General features: G+C 65.4%; 16 protein-coding genes. 3 read left to right on the top strand and 13 right to left on the bottom strand.

Features of this window, described 5'->3' with window-relative positions; all coding sequences use genetic code 11:
• The first annotated feature begins 415 nt into the window (after positions 1-415).
• The 3 genes from pflB (at position 416) to C7H85_RS12475 (ending at position 4701) form a co-directional block, all read left to right on the top strand.
• The gene (gene pflB / locus C7H85_RS12485; protein ID WP_106730039.1) at positions 416-2698 is read left to right on the top strand and encodes a formate C-acetyltransferase; all 2283 of its coding nucleotides are present in this window, start codon (positions 416-418) and stop codon (positions 2696-2698) included.
• A gap of 251 nt (positions 2699-2949) precedes the next feature.
• On the top strand, positions 2950-3693 hold the full coding sequence (pflA, locus tag C7H85_RS12480) for a pyruvate formate lyase 1-activating protein (protein WP_106730038.1): 744 nt from the start codon (positions 2950-2952) through the stop codon (positions 3691-3693).
• Positions 3694-3819: 126 nt separating this feature from the next.
• Complete coding sequence (locus C7H85_RS12475) at positions 3820-4701, top strand: DMT family transporter (protein WP_106730037.1); 882 nt, start codon at positions 3820-3822, stop codon at positions 4699-4701.
• Here the strand turns inward: C7H85_RS12475 and C7H85_RS12470 are convergent.
• The 13 genes from C7H85_RS12470 to glyA form a co-directional block, all read right to left on the bottom strand.
• Positions 4698-5603, bottom strand: a complete 906-nt coding sequence (locus C7H85_RS12470) for a DUF808 domain-containing protein (RefSeq protein WP_106730036.1) — start codon at positions 5601-5603, stop codon at positions 4698-4700. The two genes, C7H85_RS12475 and C7H85_RS12470, sit on opposite strands and share 4 nt — an antisense overlap.
• 15 nt (positions 5604-5618) lie before the next feature.
• The gene (locus C7H85_RS12465) at positions 5619-5966 is read right to left on the bottom strand and encodes a HopJ type III effector protein (protein WP_106730035.1); all 348 of its coding nucleotides are present in this window, start codon (positions 5964-5966) and stop codon (positions 5619-5621) included.
• Between the two features lie 14 nt (positions 5967-5980).
• On the bottom strand, positions 5981-6655 hold the full coding sequence (locus tag C7H85_RS12460) for an alpha/beta hydrolase (RefSeq protein WP_106730034.1): 675 nt from the start codon (positions 6653-6655) through the stop codon (positions 5981-5983).
• Position 6656: 1 nt separating this feature from the next.
• The gene (locus C7H85_RS12455; protein ID WP_106730033.1) at positions 6657-7211 is read right to left on the bottom strand and encodes a HutD/Ves family protein; all 555 of its coding nucleotides are present in this window, start codon (positions 7209-7211) and stop codon (positions 6657-6659) included.
• 16 nt (positions 7212-7227) lie between these two features.
• Positions 7228-8034, bottom strand: coding sequence for a biofilm regulation diguanylate cyclase SiaD (siaD, locus tag C7H85_RS12450; RefSeq protein ID WP_106730032.1), 807 nt, complete (start codon positions 8032-8034; stop codon positions 7228-7230).
• Positions 8027-8404, bottom strand: coding sequence for a biofilm regulation phosphoprotein SiaC (gene siaC / locus C7H85_RS12445; protein WP_106730031.1), 378 nt, complete (start codon positions 8402-8404; stop codon positions 8027-8029). Before siaC ends, siaD begins: the two co-directional genes overlap by 8 nt.
• Positions 8405-8424: 20 nt before the next feature.
• Entirely contained in the window at positions 8425-8967 is a 543-nt protein-coding gene (gene siaB / locus C7H85_RS12440) for a biofilm regulation protein kinase SiaB (RefSeq protein ID WP_106730030.1), read from the bottom strand.
• Between the two features lie 14 nt (positions 8968-8981).
• On the bottom strand, positions 8982-10985 hold the full coding sequence (siaA, locus tag C7H85_RS12435; RefSeq protein ID WP_106730029.1) for a biofilm regulation protein phosphatase SiaA: 2004 nt from the start codon (positions 10983-10985) through the stop codon (positions 8982-8984).
• Positions 10986-11117: 132 nt separating this feature from the next.
• Entirely contained in the window at positions 11118-12227 is a 1110-nt protein-coding gene (gene ribBA / locus C7H85_RS12430; protein WP_106730028.1) for a bifunctional 3,4-dihydroxy-2-butanone-4-phosphate synthase/GTP cyclohydrolase II, read from the bottom strand.
• Between the two features lie 14 nt (positions 12228-12241).
• On the bottom strand, positions 12242-12895 hold the full coding sequence (locus tag C7H85_RS12425; RefSeq protein ID WP_106730027.1) for a riboflavin synthase: 654 nt from the start codon (positions 12893-12895) through the stop codon (positions 12242-12244).
• The gene (gene ribD / locus C7H85_RS12420; protein ID WP_106730026.1) at positions 12895-14010 is read right to left on the bottom strand and encodes a bifunctional diaminohydroxyphosphoribosylaminopyrimidine deaminase/5-amino-6-(5-phosphoribosylamino)uracil reductase RibD; all 1116 of its coding nucleotides are present in this window, start codon (positions 14008-14010) and stop codon (positions 12895-12897) included. Before ribD ends, C7H85_RS12425 begins: the two co-directional genes overlap by 1 nt.
• On the bottom strand, positions 14011-14460 hold the full coding sequence (gene nrdR / locus C7H85_RS12415) for a transcriptional regulator NrdR (protein WP_106730025.1): 450 nt from the start codon (positions 14458-14460) through the stop codon (positions 14011-14013). It lies immediately after the preceding gene.
• A 173-nt stretch (positions 14461-14633) separates the two neighbouring features.
• On the bottom strand, positions 14634-15887 hold the full coding sequence (gene glyA, locus C7H85_RS12410) for a serine hydroxymethyltransferase (protein ID WP_106730024.1): 1254 nt from the start codon (positions 15885-15887) through the stop codon (positions 14634-14636).
• Between the last annotated feature and the right edge of the window lie 66 nt (positions 15888-15953).

The raw sequence follows: 15953 nt of genomic DNA, 5'->3' as shown, positions 1-15953 counted from the left end.
ATTACTACATTGCGTACTTCCGACCAGGCTCAAATCCCCGTAGATACAGGGCACGTCCAGGGTCAAATCCCCACATGGGGGTGGGCAAAACCGTCATGCCCGCGAAGGCGGGCATCCAGGGGCGGAGTGTCTCGGTCTTGTTTCCGGCCGGGCCTGATGGACTTCCGCCTTCGCGGGGGTGACCAAAGAACCACACAGCAAACGGCACCGCTCCCCTCTCGCCGATGAGATCCGTGGCTGACGTCGCGGCGGCACCGGTTGTTACATCAAAATGTAGTAAAATTACAAAGATTCAGGAACCAGGCTTGATCCAGATCAAAGGCCGGCTACCTCCCCGGCAGTAGTCTGACGCTATCCGGTAATGGCGCCCGCCCTTTATCACCAGGGCGCCACCACCCGTTCAGCGGAGGTTTTTATGGCACAGGTCAACAACAACGTAGAGCACGCCTGGCGTGGCTTCGGTGGGGAAAGCTGGCAAACGGAAGTCAAGGTACGCGACTTTATCCAGGCCAACTACAGCCCCTACGAGGGCGACGGCCGCTTCCTCGCCGGCCCGACCCCGGCCACCCTCGCCCTGTGGGAGCAGGTGATGATCGGCATCGCCGAGGAAAACCGCACCCACGCCCCGCTCGACTTCGACACCGGCAATCCGTCCACCATCACCTCCCACGCCCCCGGCTACATCGACCGGGAGCTGGAGCAGGTGGTCGGCCTGCAGACCGAGGCGCCGCTCAAGCGCGCCATCATGCCCTATGGCGGCGTGCGCATGGTCGAGGCTTCCTGCCAGGCCTATGGCCGCGAGCTGGATCCGCAGGTGAGCAAGGTATTTTCCGACTACCGCAAGACCCACAACCAGGCGGTGTTCGACCTCTACACCCAGGACATCCTCAACTGCCGCAAGTCCGGGGTGCTCACCGGCCTGCCCGATGCCTATGGCCGCGGCCGCATCATCGGCGACTACCGCCGCTGCGCCCTGTACGGCGTGGACTTCCTGATCCAGGACAAACAGGCCCAGCTCGCCTCCACCCAGGCGGACCTCGAAGCAGGCATCGATCTCTCCCGCACCCTGCAACTGCGCGAGGAGCTGGCCGAGCAGGTACGCGCCCTGGCCGATCTCAAGACCATGGCCGCCGGCTACGGTTTCGACCTCGGTCGCCCCGCCGCCAATGCCAGGGAAGCGGTGCAATGGCTGTACTTCGCCTACCTGGCCGCCATCAAGTCCCAGAACGGCGCCGCCATGTCGCTGGGACGCACCTCCACTTTCCTCGATGTTTATATCGAGCGGGATCGGCGTGAAGGCGCCCTGACCGAGGCCCAGGCCCAGGAGCTGGTGGATCACTTCATCATGAAGCTGCGCATGGTCCGTTTCCTGCGTACCCCGGAATATGACGAGCTGTTCTCCGGCGACCCCATCTGGGCCACCGAGTCCCTGGCCGGCATGGGCCTGGACGGCCGCCCCCTGGTCACCAAAACCAGCTTCCGCTACCTGCACAGCCTGTACAACATGGGCCCCAGCCCGGAGCCGAACCTGACCGTGCTCTGGTCCGAGCAACTGCCGCGGGCGTTCAAGGACTACGTGGCCAGGGTGTCCATCGACACCTCCGCCATCCAGTACGAAAACGACGATCTGATGCGCGTGGACTTCGATTCCGACGACTATGCCATCGCCTGTTGTGTCTCCCCCATGGTGGTGGGCAAGCAGATGCAGTTCTTCGGCGCCCGCGCCAACCTGGCCAAGACCCTGCTCTACGCCATCAACGGCGGTGTGGACGAGAAACTGAACATCCAGGTCGGCCCCACAGCCGAGCCGCTCCAGGGCGAGGTGCTGGACTATGGCCTGGTGATGAGCCGCCTCGACAGCCTGATGGACTGGCTGGCCACCCAGTACGTGACCGCCCTCAACGTGATCCACTACAGTCACGACAAATACGCCTACGAGGCCATCCAGATGGCGTTCCACGACAAGGAGGTGGTGCGCACCATGGCCTGCGGTATCGCCGGGCTGTCGGTGGCCGCCGACTCCCTCAGCGCCATCAAGTACGCCAGGGTGAAACCGGTGCGCGACGAGTCCGGACTGGCGGTGGATTTCGAGATAGAGGGCGATTTCCCTAAATTCGGCAACAACGACGACCGGGTGGACGACATCGCCTGCGATCTGGTGCGCCGCTTTATGGACAAGATCCAGGCCCACCCCTGCTACCGGGACGCCATTCCGACCCAGTCGGTGCTGACCATCACCTCCAACGTGGTGTACGGCAAAAAAACCGGCAACACTCCGGACGGTCGCCGTGCCGGGGAGCCCTTCGGCCCCGGTGCCAACCCCATGCACGGCCGGGATGAGAAAGGCGCCCTGGCTTCCTTGACCTCGGTGGCCAAGCTGCCCTTCAGCCACGCCAAGGACGGGATCTCCTACACCTTCTCCATCGTGCCGAAGGCGCTGGGCAAGGATGGTGAAGGCCAGCAACGCAACCTGGCGGCGCTGATGGACGGTTACTTCCATCACGAGGCCGGACGCGAGGGCGGCCAGCACCTCAACGTCAACGTGATGAACCGGGAGATGCTGCTCGACGCCATCGAGCACCCGGACAAGTACCCCCAGCTGACCATCAGGGTGTCGGGCTACGCGGTGCGCTTCAACGCCCTGACCCCCGAGCAGCAACGGGATGTGATCACCCGGACCTTTACCGAGTCGATGTAGGGGGCTGGAAGCCGGACTTTTCGTCACAAGTCCGGCTGTCTGATGTGACGCAGAGAAGAGGCAACAGGGCCACCTCCGCCGACACGCTGTGAATACCTCCCTGTACGCTCGCACCTGCCATCCCTGGCAGGTGACGGTCGGCGGAGGCCATCCCTGTTGCCTCTTTCCAGCCCCGACGCCGTCTGAGGGTAATGCCAGCAGGCGGCTCCGCCCACCGCATCTATCCTTGTTATTTGTCTTGGGGAGGAACCATGGCCATTAGCGGACGAATCCATTCCACCGAAAGCTGCGCCACCGTCGACGGTCCCGGCATCCGCTTCCTGGTGTTTATGCAGGGCTGCCTGATGCGCTGCCTGTACTGCCACAACCGGGATACCTGGGACACCGACACCGGCCACGAGGTGACGGTGGCCGAGCTGATGCCGGAGCTGCTGAGCTACCGGCCCTTTATGCAGGCTTCCGGCGGCGGCATTACCGTTTCCGGCGGCGAACCCCTGCTGCAGCTGCCCTTCGTCACCGAATTGTTCGAGGCCTGCCAGGCCCAGGGCCTGCACACCTGCCTGGACACCAACGGCTTCGTGCATCATCACGACGCCGCCCTCGACCGGCTGCTCGACAACACCGATCTGGTGCTGCTCGATCTCAAGCATATCCGCGACGAACAGCATATCCCGCTGACCCAGGTCAGCAACCGCTTCGCCCTGGCGCTGGCCAGGCACCTGGCCGAACGGGGCCAGGCCATGTGGATCCGCCACGTGGTGGTGCCGGGCTGGAGCGACGACGAGGCCGACATCGACGCCCTCGGCCGCTTTATCGCCGGCCTGGGCCCGGCGGTGGAAAAGGTGGAGCTGCTGCCCTACCACAACCTGGGCAGCCACAAATGGGCCAGCTTCGGCCAGGCCTATCCGCTGGCCGGGCTCACCCCGCCGAGCACCGACAAGATGGCGGCATTGAAAGCCATCATGGAACGCCATCACCCGACCGTCTCCATCTGACAACCCGGTGTGTGCAAATGCTCCCGAATGGCATAGAGTAGACGACTCAGTTACCATCGCAACTTTCGATGGCCATCACCACCGCCCCCGCCGGGCGGGCTGTCTTTCTCTATCGGGGTGTCAACTATGTTGCCGGAACGGCGAGGCGATCTCTTTATCCTGGCGGCCACCCTGCTGGCCTCCGCCGGCTGGCTGTTTTCCAAGGAGGCGATTCAGGGGTTGCCGGCCGCCGGCTTCGTCGGCTGGCGTTTCCTGCTCGCCGCCCTGCTGCTGCTGCCGTTCTGCTGGCGCCAACTGCGCGACATTCCGCGGGCCAACCTGCTCAGGGCCGCCGCCGTGGGCACCGTCATGGGCCTGAACCTGCTGTGCTGGATCCAGGCGGTGTCCCACAGCGCCGGCATCGGCGAAGGGGCCTTTATCATGAGCCTGTCGATGCTGATGGTGCCGCTGCTGGCCTGGGTGCTGTTCAAGGAGCGCCCCACCCGCGCCTTCTGGACCGCCCTGCCCATCGCCGTGGCCGGCCTGTTCCTGCTCACCATGGGCAGCGGGCTCAGCCTGTCCCTCGGCCAGCTGCTGTTCCTGCTGGCGTCGCTGTCGATGGCGCTCTACTTCAACCTCAACAGCCGCTTCGCCCGGCGCATTCCGCCGGTGGCGCTCACCTGTATCCAGTTGGCGGTGACCGGGGTGATCAACCTGCTCTATTCCGCCCTGTTCGAACACTGGCCGGACAGCGTGCCTTCCCATATCTGGGGCTGGTTTGTCGCCAGCGTGCTGCTGGCCACCTCGCTGCGCTTCGCCTGCCAGACCACGGGACAGAAACTGAGCAACGTGGCCAACGCCGCCATCATCATGATGCTGGAGCCGGTGTGGACGGTGCTGATCAGCGTGTTCTGGTACCACGAACCCATGCCGCCGCAGAAGATCCTCGGCTGCCTGCTGATCCTGCTGGCCCTGCTCAGCTACCGCAGCCGCAACCTGCTGGCCTGGTACCGGACCCGGATCCGCTAACGGGCCGGCCGGTGCAGCCAGCCGAACAGCGAGACCGCCGCCAGTACCAGGGCGCCGGCGGCCACCCCGGCCAGGCCGTTGAGCAGGCCGGGCACCAGCCAGGCCAGCACGGCACCGATGCCGGGCACCCCGGCGATAAGGTCGGCCCAGTGGTGCACAAAGTTCTCGGCGAACGGCAGGCCGTGCAACAGAATGCCGCCGCCCACCAGGAACATGGCGGCGGTGCCCACCACCGACAGCAACTTCATCAGGTAGGGACAGGCGGCGAGTAGAAACAGTCCCAGCCGGCGCCAGGGCGCGCCCTGGCGGCTCAGGTAGAGGCCGGCGTCGTCCAGCTTGACGATGGCGGCCACCAGGCCATAGACCCCCACCGTCATCAGCAGGCCGATACCGGCCAGCACCGCCAGCCGCATGCCGAAACCCGCCCCGGCCACGGTGCCCAGGGTGATGACGATAATCTCGGCGGACAGGATGAAATCGGTACGGATCGCCGCCTTTATCTTGTCGCGCTCGAATGCCACCAGATCCACCGGCTCGGGCGGCTGGCGGGCGTGGCCGTCCGGCTCCCGCCCCAGGCCGTGCAGCAGTTTTTCCGCCCCCTCGAAGCAGAGGAAGGCGCCGCCCAGCATCAGCAGCGGCAGAATGGCCCAGGGCGCCAGGGTGCTGATCAACAGCGCCGCCGGCACCAGGATCAGCTTGTTGTACAGCGAGCCCCTGGCCACCGCCCAGACCACCGGCAGCTCCCGGTCGGCGCTGACCCCGGAAACCTGCTGGGCGTTCAGCGCCAGATCGTCGCCCAGTACGCCGGCGGTCTTCTTGGCCGCCACCTTGGTCATCAGGGACACGTCATCCAGTACGCTGGCGATATCGTCGAGCAGGGTGAGCAAACTGGCTCCGGCCATGGGGCTGTCCTCGGATCAGGCTTTGGGGCTGAGCGGCTGGTCGGCGAATTCGATGCCCAACCAGCCGGTTTTGATGAAATTGCGGATGTTCTGATGATCCCCGCCCTCCGGGTGCCCGAGCACATCCTCCCGGTAAAAGGCGCCGAAGCAGGCCAGGGTTTCCTCCTCGGTAAAGCCCTGCAGCCGGGCAAAGGCAAACAGCTTGCAGGAGCCGTTGTTCTGCCCCGCCGGATTGTCCTGCTCGCCGTTGGTGAAGGCGGCGGGCGTAAAGTCGTACAGGCTGTCGATCAGGGCGATCACCTCGCCGAACTCGATGTGCTCGGGTTGCTGTGCCAGTTGTGTCTGCAATTGTTCCAGGTTCATGTGCGTTCTCGCTATCAGGATGAGGGGTCGCCGGCCAGACAACGGCGGATGAAGCGGGAGATATCCGCGATTTCCGCCGGACACAGGCCGTGCTCCATGGGGTAACTGTGGTATTCCGGCAACAGGCCGAACTGCTCCAGCCGGTGGCAGGCCTGCAGGCCGAGCTGTTCGGGCACCACCGGATCCCGGCTGCCGTGCAGCACCTGCACCGGCAGTTGCCGGTTGGACTCGTGGAGATCGATGGAGTCGGCGGTGGCAAAATAGGTGGACATGGCGATAAGGCCCGCCAGGGGCCGGTCGAAGCTCAGCGCCGCCTGGTAGGCCACGGCGCCGCCCTGGGAAAAGCCCGCCAGCAGGATGCGACGGCTGTCGACGCCCCGCGCCAGCTCCTGGCCGATCAGCTCCTGCACGGCGGCGGCGGCGGCCCCGAGCTGCACCTCGTCCACCTTGCGCTCGATCTGCATCGACAGGATGTCGTACCAGGCCGGCATCACCAGGCCGCCGTTCACCGTGACCGGGATGGCGGGCGCATGGGGAAAGATGAAACGGATCTGCAGCGCCGGCGGCAGCCGCAGCTCGGGCACGATGGGAACGAAGTCATGGCCGTCGGCGCCCAGGCCGTGCAGCCAGATGATGCTGGCGTCCGGCCGGGGGCCGGTGTCTCGGGTGATAAAAGGCAAACTGTTCATGTCAGGCTCCGTGTTCGGCCAGGGGATAGAGCAGGATCTCGACCAGTATCCGGGGCTGGTCGCCGGGCTCGAGCTCCAGGGTTTCGCCGGGCGCCAGCACCCATAGCCGGGGCGCGGGGCCATGCAGGTACAACAGCCGCCCCGGCCCGGGCTCGCCGTGGTAACCCCGGCCGGCGGCCAGGGCATGGACGATCGGCTCGGCCCGACCCCAGGTACGGGCCGTCATCAGGTTGAAGTCCAGGCATTCGCCGCCGAGCAGGCGGCAGTCCACCGCCTGCTCGCCCGCAAACCGGAACGGCACGAAGGGCTCGGCCAGCCGCCGCCGGCTGCCATCGTCCAGCCCAAGTTCGAAGCCCTCGCCCTCCACCAGCATCAGCACCCGGTCGATGCCGGGAAAAAACGAAAAGGGCCCGCTCTGCCCGACCCTGGCCATGGACAGGCGCAGTGCGAAGTCCTCGCCCGGCCCGCCATTCAGGCGATACAGCTCGCGGGTCATCCCGCCGCCATTCTTCCAGGGCATGTCGATAAAATCATCCGGCCCCAATATCGTCGCCATCAGCGTCTCCTCCCGTTCATGACGGCGCCATCTGCAGCCGGTCGCGCCCGTTGCGCTTGGCCTGGATCAGGGCGCTGTCGGCTCGCTGGATGGTGCCGTCGATCCCTTCATCCGGCCGCCACTGCACCAACCCGATGCTGGCGGTCAGGGCAATGGCCTCGTCGATGTCCGCCAGGCTGATCTCGCGCACCGCCGTCATCACCCGTTCGGCCATCTGCCTGGCCTGGGCCAGGGGTGTGGCCGGCAGCAGGATCAGGAACTCTTCGCCACCCCAGCGGGCACAGAGATCATAGCGGCGCAGCTGGCGTTCTATCGCCCCGGCCATGCGACACAGCACCTGATCCCCCGCGTCGTGGCCGAAGGCGTCGTTGATGCGCTTGAAATGATCCACGTCCAGCATGGCCAGGCTGAACACCTCGCCGGTGCGCCGCTGGCGTTCCTGCTCTTCCTGCAGGCGCGCCATCAGCAGCCGGCGGTTGGCCAGCCCGGTCAGCGGATCCCGCAGCGCCGCTTGGCGGAGCCGTTCGTTGAGCTCGAGCAGGTTTTGCTGGTAACGGTCCGAGATCCGGGTGATCTTTTCCAGCCGGCGCAACTGCTTGTCGTACTGCTGCAGCAGCTCCTGGGTATGGGAGCGCGCCACGTCGTGACTGCAGTCGGAGATGCGCAGCAACCGTTCCAGCCGCGCACGCTGCTCCCGATCCCGCGCCAGCAGTACCTCCAGCGCCGGCAGCAGGGGATTGTCCCGGTGCTCCGGGGCGCACAGCAGCGATTCCAGCCAGGCGACGGGATCCTCCCCGGCGGACGGGCGGCCCGGTTCAGTCATGGGGTACTATCGCAAAGGGGAAGGTGCAGTCCTCCCGGAACTCTTCGGCCAGTTCCACCACCCGCTCGTTGTCCGGATCGTAATACCACTGCACCATGACCTCGCCCCCCCTGGCAAAGGCCGCCTCCAGCAGGTCGAAGATATCCATCATCGCCTTGACGCTGCTGGTGTTCATGTAGATGAGGTGCAGTTCCAGCCGCAGCGGTGTGTCCGACTGCTGCAGGAACTGTTCGACCCACTCGATGACGTCAGTAAAAAACTCGAAGGAGTTCTCCGGGTAGGAGTCTCCCCGCATGCACACCACCCCACTGCCGGCATCGCAGCGGATCTCCGGGGTGGACTGGGTGGCTGCCACGTTCAATGAATTCATAGCTAGCTCCGACATGTCGCTCATATCACCGCCAACAAACTGAAAAAACCCCGGCCGGTCCCGGTTTCCACCAGCTTGGCGACCATCGGACGGGACGATTTTCTGGCCACGTCCAGCAACCCCAGGCCGGCGCCCGAGGCAACGTCGTCGCCGCGCGGCCGACGCAGCTGGGTCTTGTAGGCCGCCTTGAGCCCGGCCTTGTCCATGGTCGCCAGCTGGTCGATGCGCCGGCACAGCGCCTGGCCGTCGGCCAGTTCGACCTGGTTGCCCGCCAGCACCAGGTAGTGTCCCTCCGGGTCGCGGGCCACCACCACCGTCGCCGAGCCCTCGCTGTCGCCGTAGCCCAGGCGGGAGGCGTAATGGCGGATGTTCTGGGTCAGCTCGATATAGACCCCGAACACGTCCATCGCCGCCGACGGCTGGGCCTTCTCCGCCTGCAGGTAATTCTTGAGGGCGTTGCCAATCTCTTCGATCAGGCTGCGGGAGATAGGGCCGTTAAAACAAAGCAATATCTGGTTGCGGTTAAATTGCTCCCTTATCGAGAGCAGATCAATGGGTTGCATCAGAAAATCCTTATTCAACACGAGTCTGTCCTGAAGGCCAGCAGGGTCATATCGTCCCGCTGCGGATGGCCGCCCCGATAGTGGTCGAGCGCCCGCTTCAGCGCCTCGGCCTGCTCGGCCAGCGGCAGCTGGGCGTGGGTACGCAACAGCTCCCGGAACTGGCTGCTGCCCAGGCCGAATCCCTTGCTGCCACCTGCCTGATCCAGGTAGCCATCGGTGGCCAGATAATAGATATGCCCGGGCCTCAGCGCCAGCGGCACATCCTCGAAACGGACCTCCCGCCGGTCCAGCAGGGTACGCCGGCTGCCCTTGACCTCGGCAACCTGCCCGCCATCGCTGTGGTACAGCGACATCTTGGCGCCGGCGAACACCAGTTGCCGCTCCGCCGGCGCCACATAGGCCAGGCCCACGTCCATGTTGGTGGCCAGGCCCCGGGGCAGATCGCAGTCCTGCAGCATGCCGCGCAGGGTGGTGTCGGTCAGTTGCAGGATGGCGGCGGGCGAGGCGATGCCTCGCTCGCGGATGGCATGATCCAGCGCCGCCCGGGCCAGCATGGTCATCAGGGCCCCGGGCACCCCATGGCCGGCGCAGTCCACCACCCCGACCAGGAACCGCTCCCGCTCGCCGGGGTGGAAGAGGTAGAAATCGCCGCCCACCACGTCGCGCGGGTGCCAGAGCACGAAATGATGCTCGCCCAGTACCTTGGTCAGTTGCTGGTCGGGCAGGATGGCGCGCTGGATCAGGCTGGCGTAGTCGATGGAATCGTTGATCTGCTGGTGGGCCTGGCGCATCTTGCGGTTGGCCTCTTCCAGCTCGCGGGTGCGGGTGCGCACCTTGTGTTCCAGCTCTTCGGTGTGGCTGCGCACCTTGTCCGCCATCACCCCGAAGGCTTCGCTCAGATCGCCGATCTCGTCCCCCGACGGCGCCGGCAGCGAAACATCGTAACGCCCCTGGGCGATGGCGGTGGCCGAACCCTGCAGCCGGCGCAGCGGCCTGAGCATGATCCTGTCCACCGCGTAGACCAGCGCCAGCAGCAACACCGCCATCATGATGGCGAAGGCCGCCAGGGCGTTGTTGACGAAACCGGCCTCCAACACCTGGGCCGCGTTCATGTCCACCGCCGTCACCACATACCAGCCGAGTTCAGGAATGAAGCTCACCGCCAGCAGCTGGCGCCGTCCGTCCAGGGTGAACCAGCCGGTACCGACCGACTCGGGAGCCGAGGCGGCCTCCCGCAGCAGTTGAGCCAGGCGATCCCCCTCTTCCGGTGAGCCGAGCAGATCGGGCAGGTGGCGCTGGTCGCCACGGATGCCGGCAGCCGAGCCCAGGGCGATGAGATCAGGGTCCGGATGGGCCTGGAAGGCGCCCTGCCCGTCGATGATCATCGGCGTCACCCCCAGCTCATCGGTGGCGATGAAATCCTGGATGAAGCGGGTCAGATCGATGCCGGTGCCGGCCAGGCCGAGGGGGATGCCCTCCTCTTCCACCAGCACGTTCAGCCACACCCGGGTGGTGCCGAGCCGGGTATCGCGGTTGACGTTGATATTGAGCTTGTCGCCGCTGGCCAGGATATTGAAGAACCACCGATCGTCGGGGCTGTCGGGGTCGAGCCGGTACCGGGGCTCGCCGGTGAAGGGCGCACCCGCCTCCCGGTAGTAGTAGTCGCGGCTGCCGGCGCTGATCAGGAAATAGGAGTGGCTGCTGAAATCACCGGCGAAACCGTCGGCCTCCCGGAGCAGCAGGGCCTTCTTGTCGGCGTCCGCCTCTTCCCGCAGCCACTGGCGGGTCAGCACCGAGTCGGCGAAACGCCGGGCCAGGGCCAGATCCCGCGACAGCGGCACCAGTATGTTCTGCCGGTTCAGCTGGGTGAAATTGCGGGCATAGGCCAGGCCGAAGTGTTCCTGCACCGAGGCCAGCATCCGCCAGCCGACGCCGCCGGCCGGGATAAAGGCCAGCAGGCAGGCCAGCAACAACGCGAGCACGGACTTTGCCCTGAGTCCCCTACCCCAGACGGCCATAGGCTCTCCTGTTACCTTGATTCGCTATTCCTTTAGTGGTGGCCGCTATTGTTGACCCATACGGAGCAAAACTCAATCGGCACTCGATAAAAAGCCCGCTCGGGAGCGGGCCTCGTCATCGCGGCCTGGCCGTCAGTCGGTGATGTACTCCACCACTTCCAGGCCGAAGCCGGAGAGGGCGTGGTAGCGCTTGGGCGAGCTCAGCAGCTTCATCTTGCCCACGCCCATGGCACGCAGTATCTGGGAGCCCACCCCCACCCGGCGGGAGGTACCCTGCCACTTGGCGCCCTCGGAGCGCTCGCCCCGGTCCACCGCCTCGAAGGTGCGCACCAGGGACAGCAGGTGATCCGGGGTTTCCTCCTTGCCGAGGATCACCAGCACACCGCCCTCTTCGGCGATGCGGGCCATGGACTTGGTCAGCGGCCAGGTACGCGCCGCATGGCGGTCGGTCATCAGCACGTCGGTCAGCACATCGTGGATATGCACCCGCACCAGGGTCGGCTGCTCGGCGCTGATCTCGCCTTTTTTCAGGGCGAAGTGCACCTGGTTGTCGATGGTGTCGCGAAAGGTCACCAGCTCGAATTCACCGTATTCGGTCGGCAGCTTGCAACGGGCCACCTGTTCGATGGTGGTTTCGTTCTGATTGCGGTATTCGATCAGATCGGCGATGGTGCCGAGCTTGACGCCATGCTGCTCGGCGAATTTTTCCAGGTCCGGGCGCCGGGCCATGGTGCCGTCCTCGTTCAGGATCTCGACGATCACCGAGGACGGCTCCAGTCCCGCCAGCCGGGCCAGGTCGCAGCCGGCCTCGGTATGGCCGGCGCGGGTCAGCACGCCGCCGTTCTGCGCCTTGAGCGGGAAGATATGCCCCGGCTGCACCAGGTCCGCCGCCTTGGCGTCCCTGGCTACCGCCGCCTGCACGGTGCGGGCCCGGTCGGCGGCGGAGATGCCGGTGGTCACCCCTTCCGCCGCCTCGATGGAGACGGTGAAGGCGGTGGAGAACTGCTCGGTGTTGCGGCTGACCATCAGCGGCAGGTCGAGCTGGCGGCAGCGGTTTTCGGTCAGGGTCAGGCAGATCAGGCCACGACCGTACTTGGCCATGAAGTTGATGTCTTCCGGGCGCACCAGCTCGGCGGCCATGATCAGATCGCCTTCGTTCTCCCGGTCTTCGTCATCCATCAGGATGACCATCTTGCCCTGCCGGATATCGTCGATAATTTCCTGGGTACTGCTTAAGGCCATGGTATTCTCCCTTGTTATTTCACGAATCCGCTGGCGGCCAGGGTCGCCAGGGTCAGTCCGCTGGGCGGTGATGCCGGCGAGCCGGTCAGCAGTCGTTCCAGATAGCGGGCGATAATGTCGACCTCCAGGTTGACGCTGCGGCCCACCTGCCAGTCATCGAGTGTGGTTTCCTGTAATGTATGGGGTACCAGGGTCAATTTAAAGCCCGCCCCGTCCACCGCGTTCACCGTCAGGCTGATGCCGTCCACCGTGATCGAGCCCTTCTCCGCGATATAGCGGGCCAGCCCGGCCGGCGCCTCGACCCACAGCTCCAGGCTGTTGCCGAGCAGGGTGCGGCGCACCACCTTGCCCACCCCGTCCACATGGCCGGAAACGATGTGGCCACCCAGCCGGCTGGTGGGCAGCAGCGCCTTCTCCAGGTTGACTCGCTGGCCCGCCTGGTAATCGGCGAAGCCGGTGCGGGCGATGGTTTCGCCGGACACGTCGGCGCAGTAGTAGTCCTTGCCCAGTTCGGTCACCGTCAGGCAGACGCCGTTGGTGGCGATGGAGTCGCCCAATTTGACATCGGACAGATCCAGCCCGGGGCAATGGATCCTGATCACCGACTCCTTGCCCTTGCGGCTGATCGCCGCAAGCCTGCCGGTGGCTTCCACAATACCGGTAAACATCAGTCTTTTACCTTTACAACGAGTTTGATATCGGCGCCCACCCGGCGGCAGTCCCGCCATTCCAGGATGGGCACTTGGGTCATGGCGGTCAGTTCCGGCAGTTCGAACAGGCCGCGGGCGATGTTGCCCATCAACCTGGGGGCCTGGTAGAGCACCAGTTCGTCCACCAGTCCCTGGCCGAGCAGGGCGCCGCTCAGCCGCGCTCCCGCCTCCACCCACAGCCGGTTCAGCTGGCGCCGGCCCAGTTCATCCAGCAGCAGCGGCAGATCGAGCTTGCCGTTCCCGGCGCGCGGCAGCACACACTCTTCCACCCAGGGGCCGAAACCGCCGGTCATCTGGCCGCGCAGCAGCAGCACCGGGCCGGGCACGGAAAAAAGCCTCAACCCCGGGTGCAGCCGGTTACGGGTATCGACCACGATGCGCAGCGGCTGGCGCAGCGCGGCCTCGGGATAGTGCTCCCGCACCGAGGCGGGCAGCTCCGGCCAGCGCACGTTGAGGGTGGCGTCGTCGGCCAGCACGGTGTCGGACCCGGACAGCAGGGCACAGCTCAAGGCCCGCTGGCGCTGCACGTCCTGCCTGGCCTCGGGGCCGGTGATCCACTTGCTCTCGCCGTTGGCGAGCGCGGTGCGCCCGTCCAGGCTGGCGGCCAGCTTGACGGTCACGAAGGGACGGCCGGTGCGCATGCGGTGCAGAAAACCGACGTTGACCGCCTCCGCCGCCTCGTTCATCAGGCCGGCTTCGGCCTGGATGCCCGCCTCCTGCAGCATGGCCAGTCCTCGCCCGGCGACCCGGGGATTGGGATCCACCATGGCCGCCACCACCCGGGCCACACCGCCGTCGATCAGTCCCTGGGCGCAGGGCGGGGTGCGACCGTGATGGGAGCAAGGCTCCAGGGTGACGTAGGCGGTGGCGCCCCGGGCGCGGAGGCCGGCCTGGCGCAGGGCGAACACTTCCGCGTGGGGTTCGCCGGCCTTCTGATGATACCCCTCGCCGACCACTTCGTTTTGCCTGACGAGCACGCAGCCCACGGCCGGGTTGGGGGAGGTGGTAAAATGCCCGCGCCGGGCCAGCTCAAGCGCCCTGGCCATCCAGGACGCATCTTCTTTGGTGAACACTTATTGCTCCAGACGGGCTATTTCCTCGCCGAATTGGCGCAGATCCTCGAAACAGCGGTAAACGGAGGCGAAGCGGATATAGGCGACCTTGTCGAGCTGCTTGAGCTCTTCCATCACCAGGTTGCCGATAAGCTCGGACTTGACTTCCCGCTCGCCGGTGGCGCGCAGCTGGGACTTGATGCGGCTGATGGCCTGCTCGATGGCCTCGGTGCTGACCGGACGCTTTTCCAGTGCGCGCTGCATGCCGGCTTCCAGCTTGTCTTCGTTGAAGGGCTCGCGGATGCCGGTGGTTTTGATCACCCGCGGCATCACCAGCTCGGCGGTCTCGAAGGTGGTAAACCGCTCCCGGCAGAGATTGCATTCCCGCCGCCGGCGCACCTGCAGGCCGTCCCCCACCAGGCGGGAGTCGATGACCTTGGTTTCGGTTGCGTTACAGAAGGGGCAGTGCATGGTGCCTCCGCGGGGCCGGCGATGGCCCTAGTGTAAAGAAGCGAACTGGAGATTGCCAGAGGAGCGGGGATCCGGGATTGGGGACTCGGGACCGCCTCCAATCCCCAGTCCCTCATCCCGGCCCTAACAAAACGGGGTCCGCAGACCCCGTTTGATATTGCCGTCAACGGCGATCAGGCATAGACCGGGAAGCGGCGGCAGATGTCCAGCACCTGCTCCTTCACCCGGGCACTGGTAGCGTCGTCGTTGATGTTGTCGAGCACATCGCAGATCCAGCCGGCCAACTGCCGCACTTCGGCTTCCTTGAAGCCGCGGCGGGTCACCGCCGGGGTACCGATACGGATGCCGGAGGTGACGAAGGGAGAACGCGGATCGTTGGGCACGGCGTTCTTGTTCACGGTGATGAAGGCGCGGCCCAGGGCGGCATCGGCTTCCTTACCGGTGATGTCCTTGTCGATCAGGTCGAGCAGGAACAGGTGGTTGTGGGTACCGCCGGAGACTACCTTGTAGCCGCGCTTCTGGAACTCATCGGCCATGGCCTGGGCGTTCTTCACCACCTGGCCCTGGTATTCCTTGAACTCGGGCTCCATCGCTTCCTTGAAGGCCACCGCCTTGGCGGCGATGATATGCATCAGCGGGCCGCCCTGACCACCGGGGAAGACCGCGGAGTTCAGCTTTTTCTCCAGATCTTCGTCGCCGAAAGCGGACAGGATCAGGCCACCACGGGGACCGGCCAGGGTCTTGTGGGTGGTGGTGGTCACCACGTGGGCGTGGGGCAGCGGGTTGGGGTATTGACCCGCGGCGATCAGGCCCGCCACGTGGGCCATGTCGACCATGAACCAGGCACCGACCTTGTCCGCGATCTCGCGCATGCGCGCCCAGTCGACCAGGCCGGAGAAGGCGGAGAAACCACCGATGATCATCTTCGGCTTGTGCTCGACCGCCAGGCGCTCCATCTCCTCGTAATCGAGCACGCCGGCGTCGTTGATGCCGTAGGGGACGATGTTGTACATCTTGCCGGAGAAGTTGGCGGGAGAACCGTGAGTCAGGTGGCCGCCGTGGGCCAGGTTCATGCCCATGACGGTATCGCCGGGCTTGACCAGGGCCATGAAGACGGCGGCGTTGGCCTGGGAGCCGGAGTGCGGCTGAACGTTGGCATAAGTCGCGCCGAACAGGGCCTTGGCGCGCTCGATGGCCAGCTCTTCGGCGATGTCGACATACTCACAGCCGCCATAGAAGCGCTTGCCCGGATAGCCTTCGGCGTACTTGTTGGTGAGCTGGGAGCCCTGCGCCTGCATCACCCGCGGGCTGGTGTAGTTCTCGGAAGCAATCAGTTCGATATGCTCTTCCTGGCGCACGGTTTCATCACTGATGGCCTGCCACAGCTGGGGATCATAATCGGCGATATTCATGTCACGCTTTAACATCCGTTTCTCCTGACTCATGCGGTTTTCACTGTAAGGCTAGAGTTTACCCGCAAGGGAGGGCCCGGC

It is taken from the genome of Zobellella endophytica (genome assembly GCF_003012775.1).
Lineage (GTDB): Bacteria > Pseudomonadota > Gammaproteobacteria > Enterobacterales > Aeromonadaceae > Oceanimonas > Oceanimonas endophytica.
The sequence above is the reverse complement of the archived record's forward strand: the minus strand, read 5'-3'. Positions and strand labels throughout refer to the sequence as shown.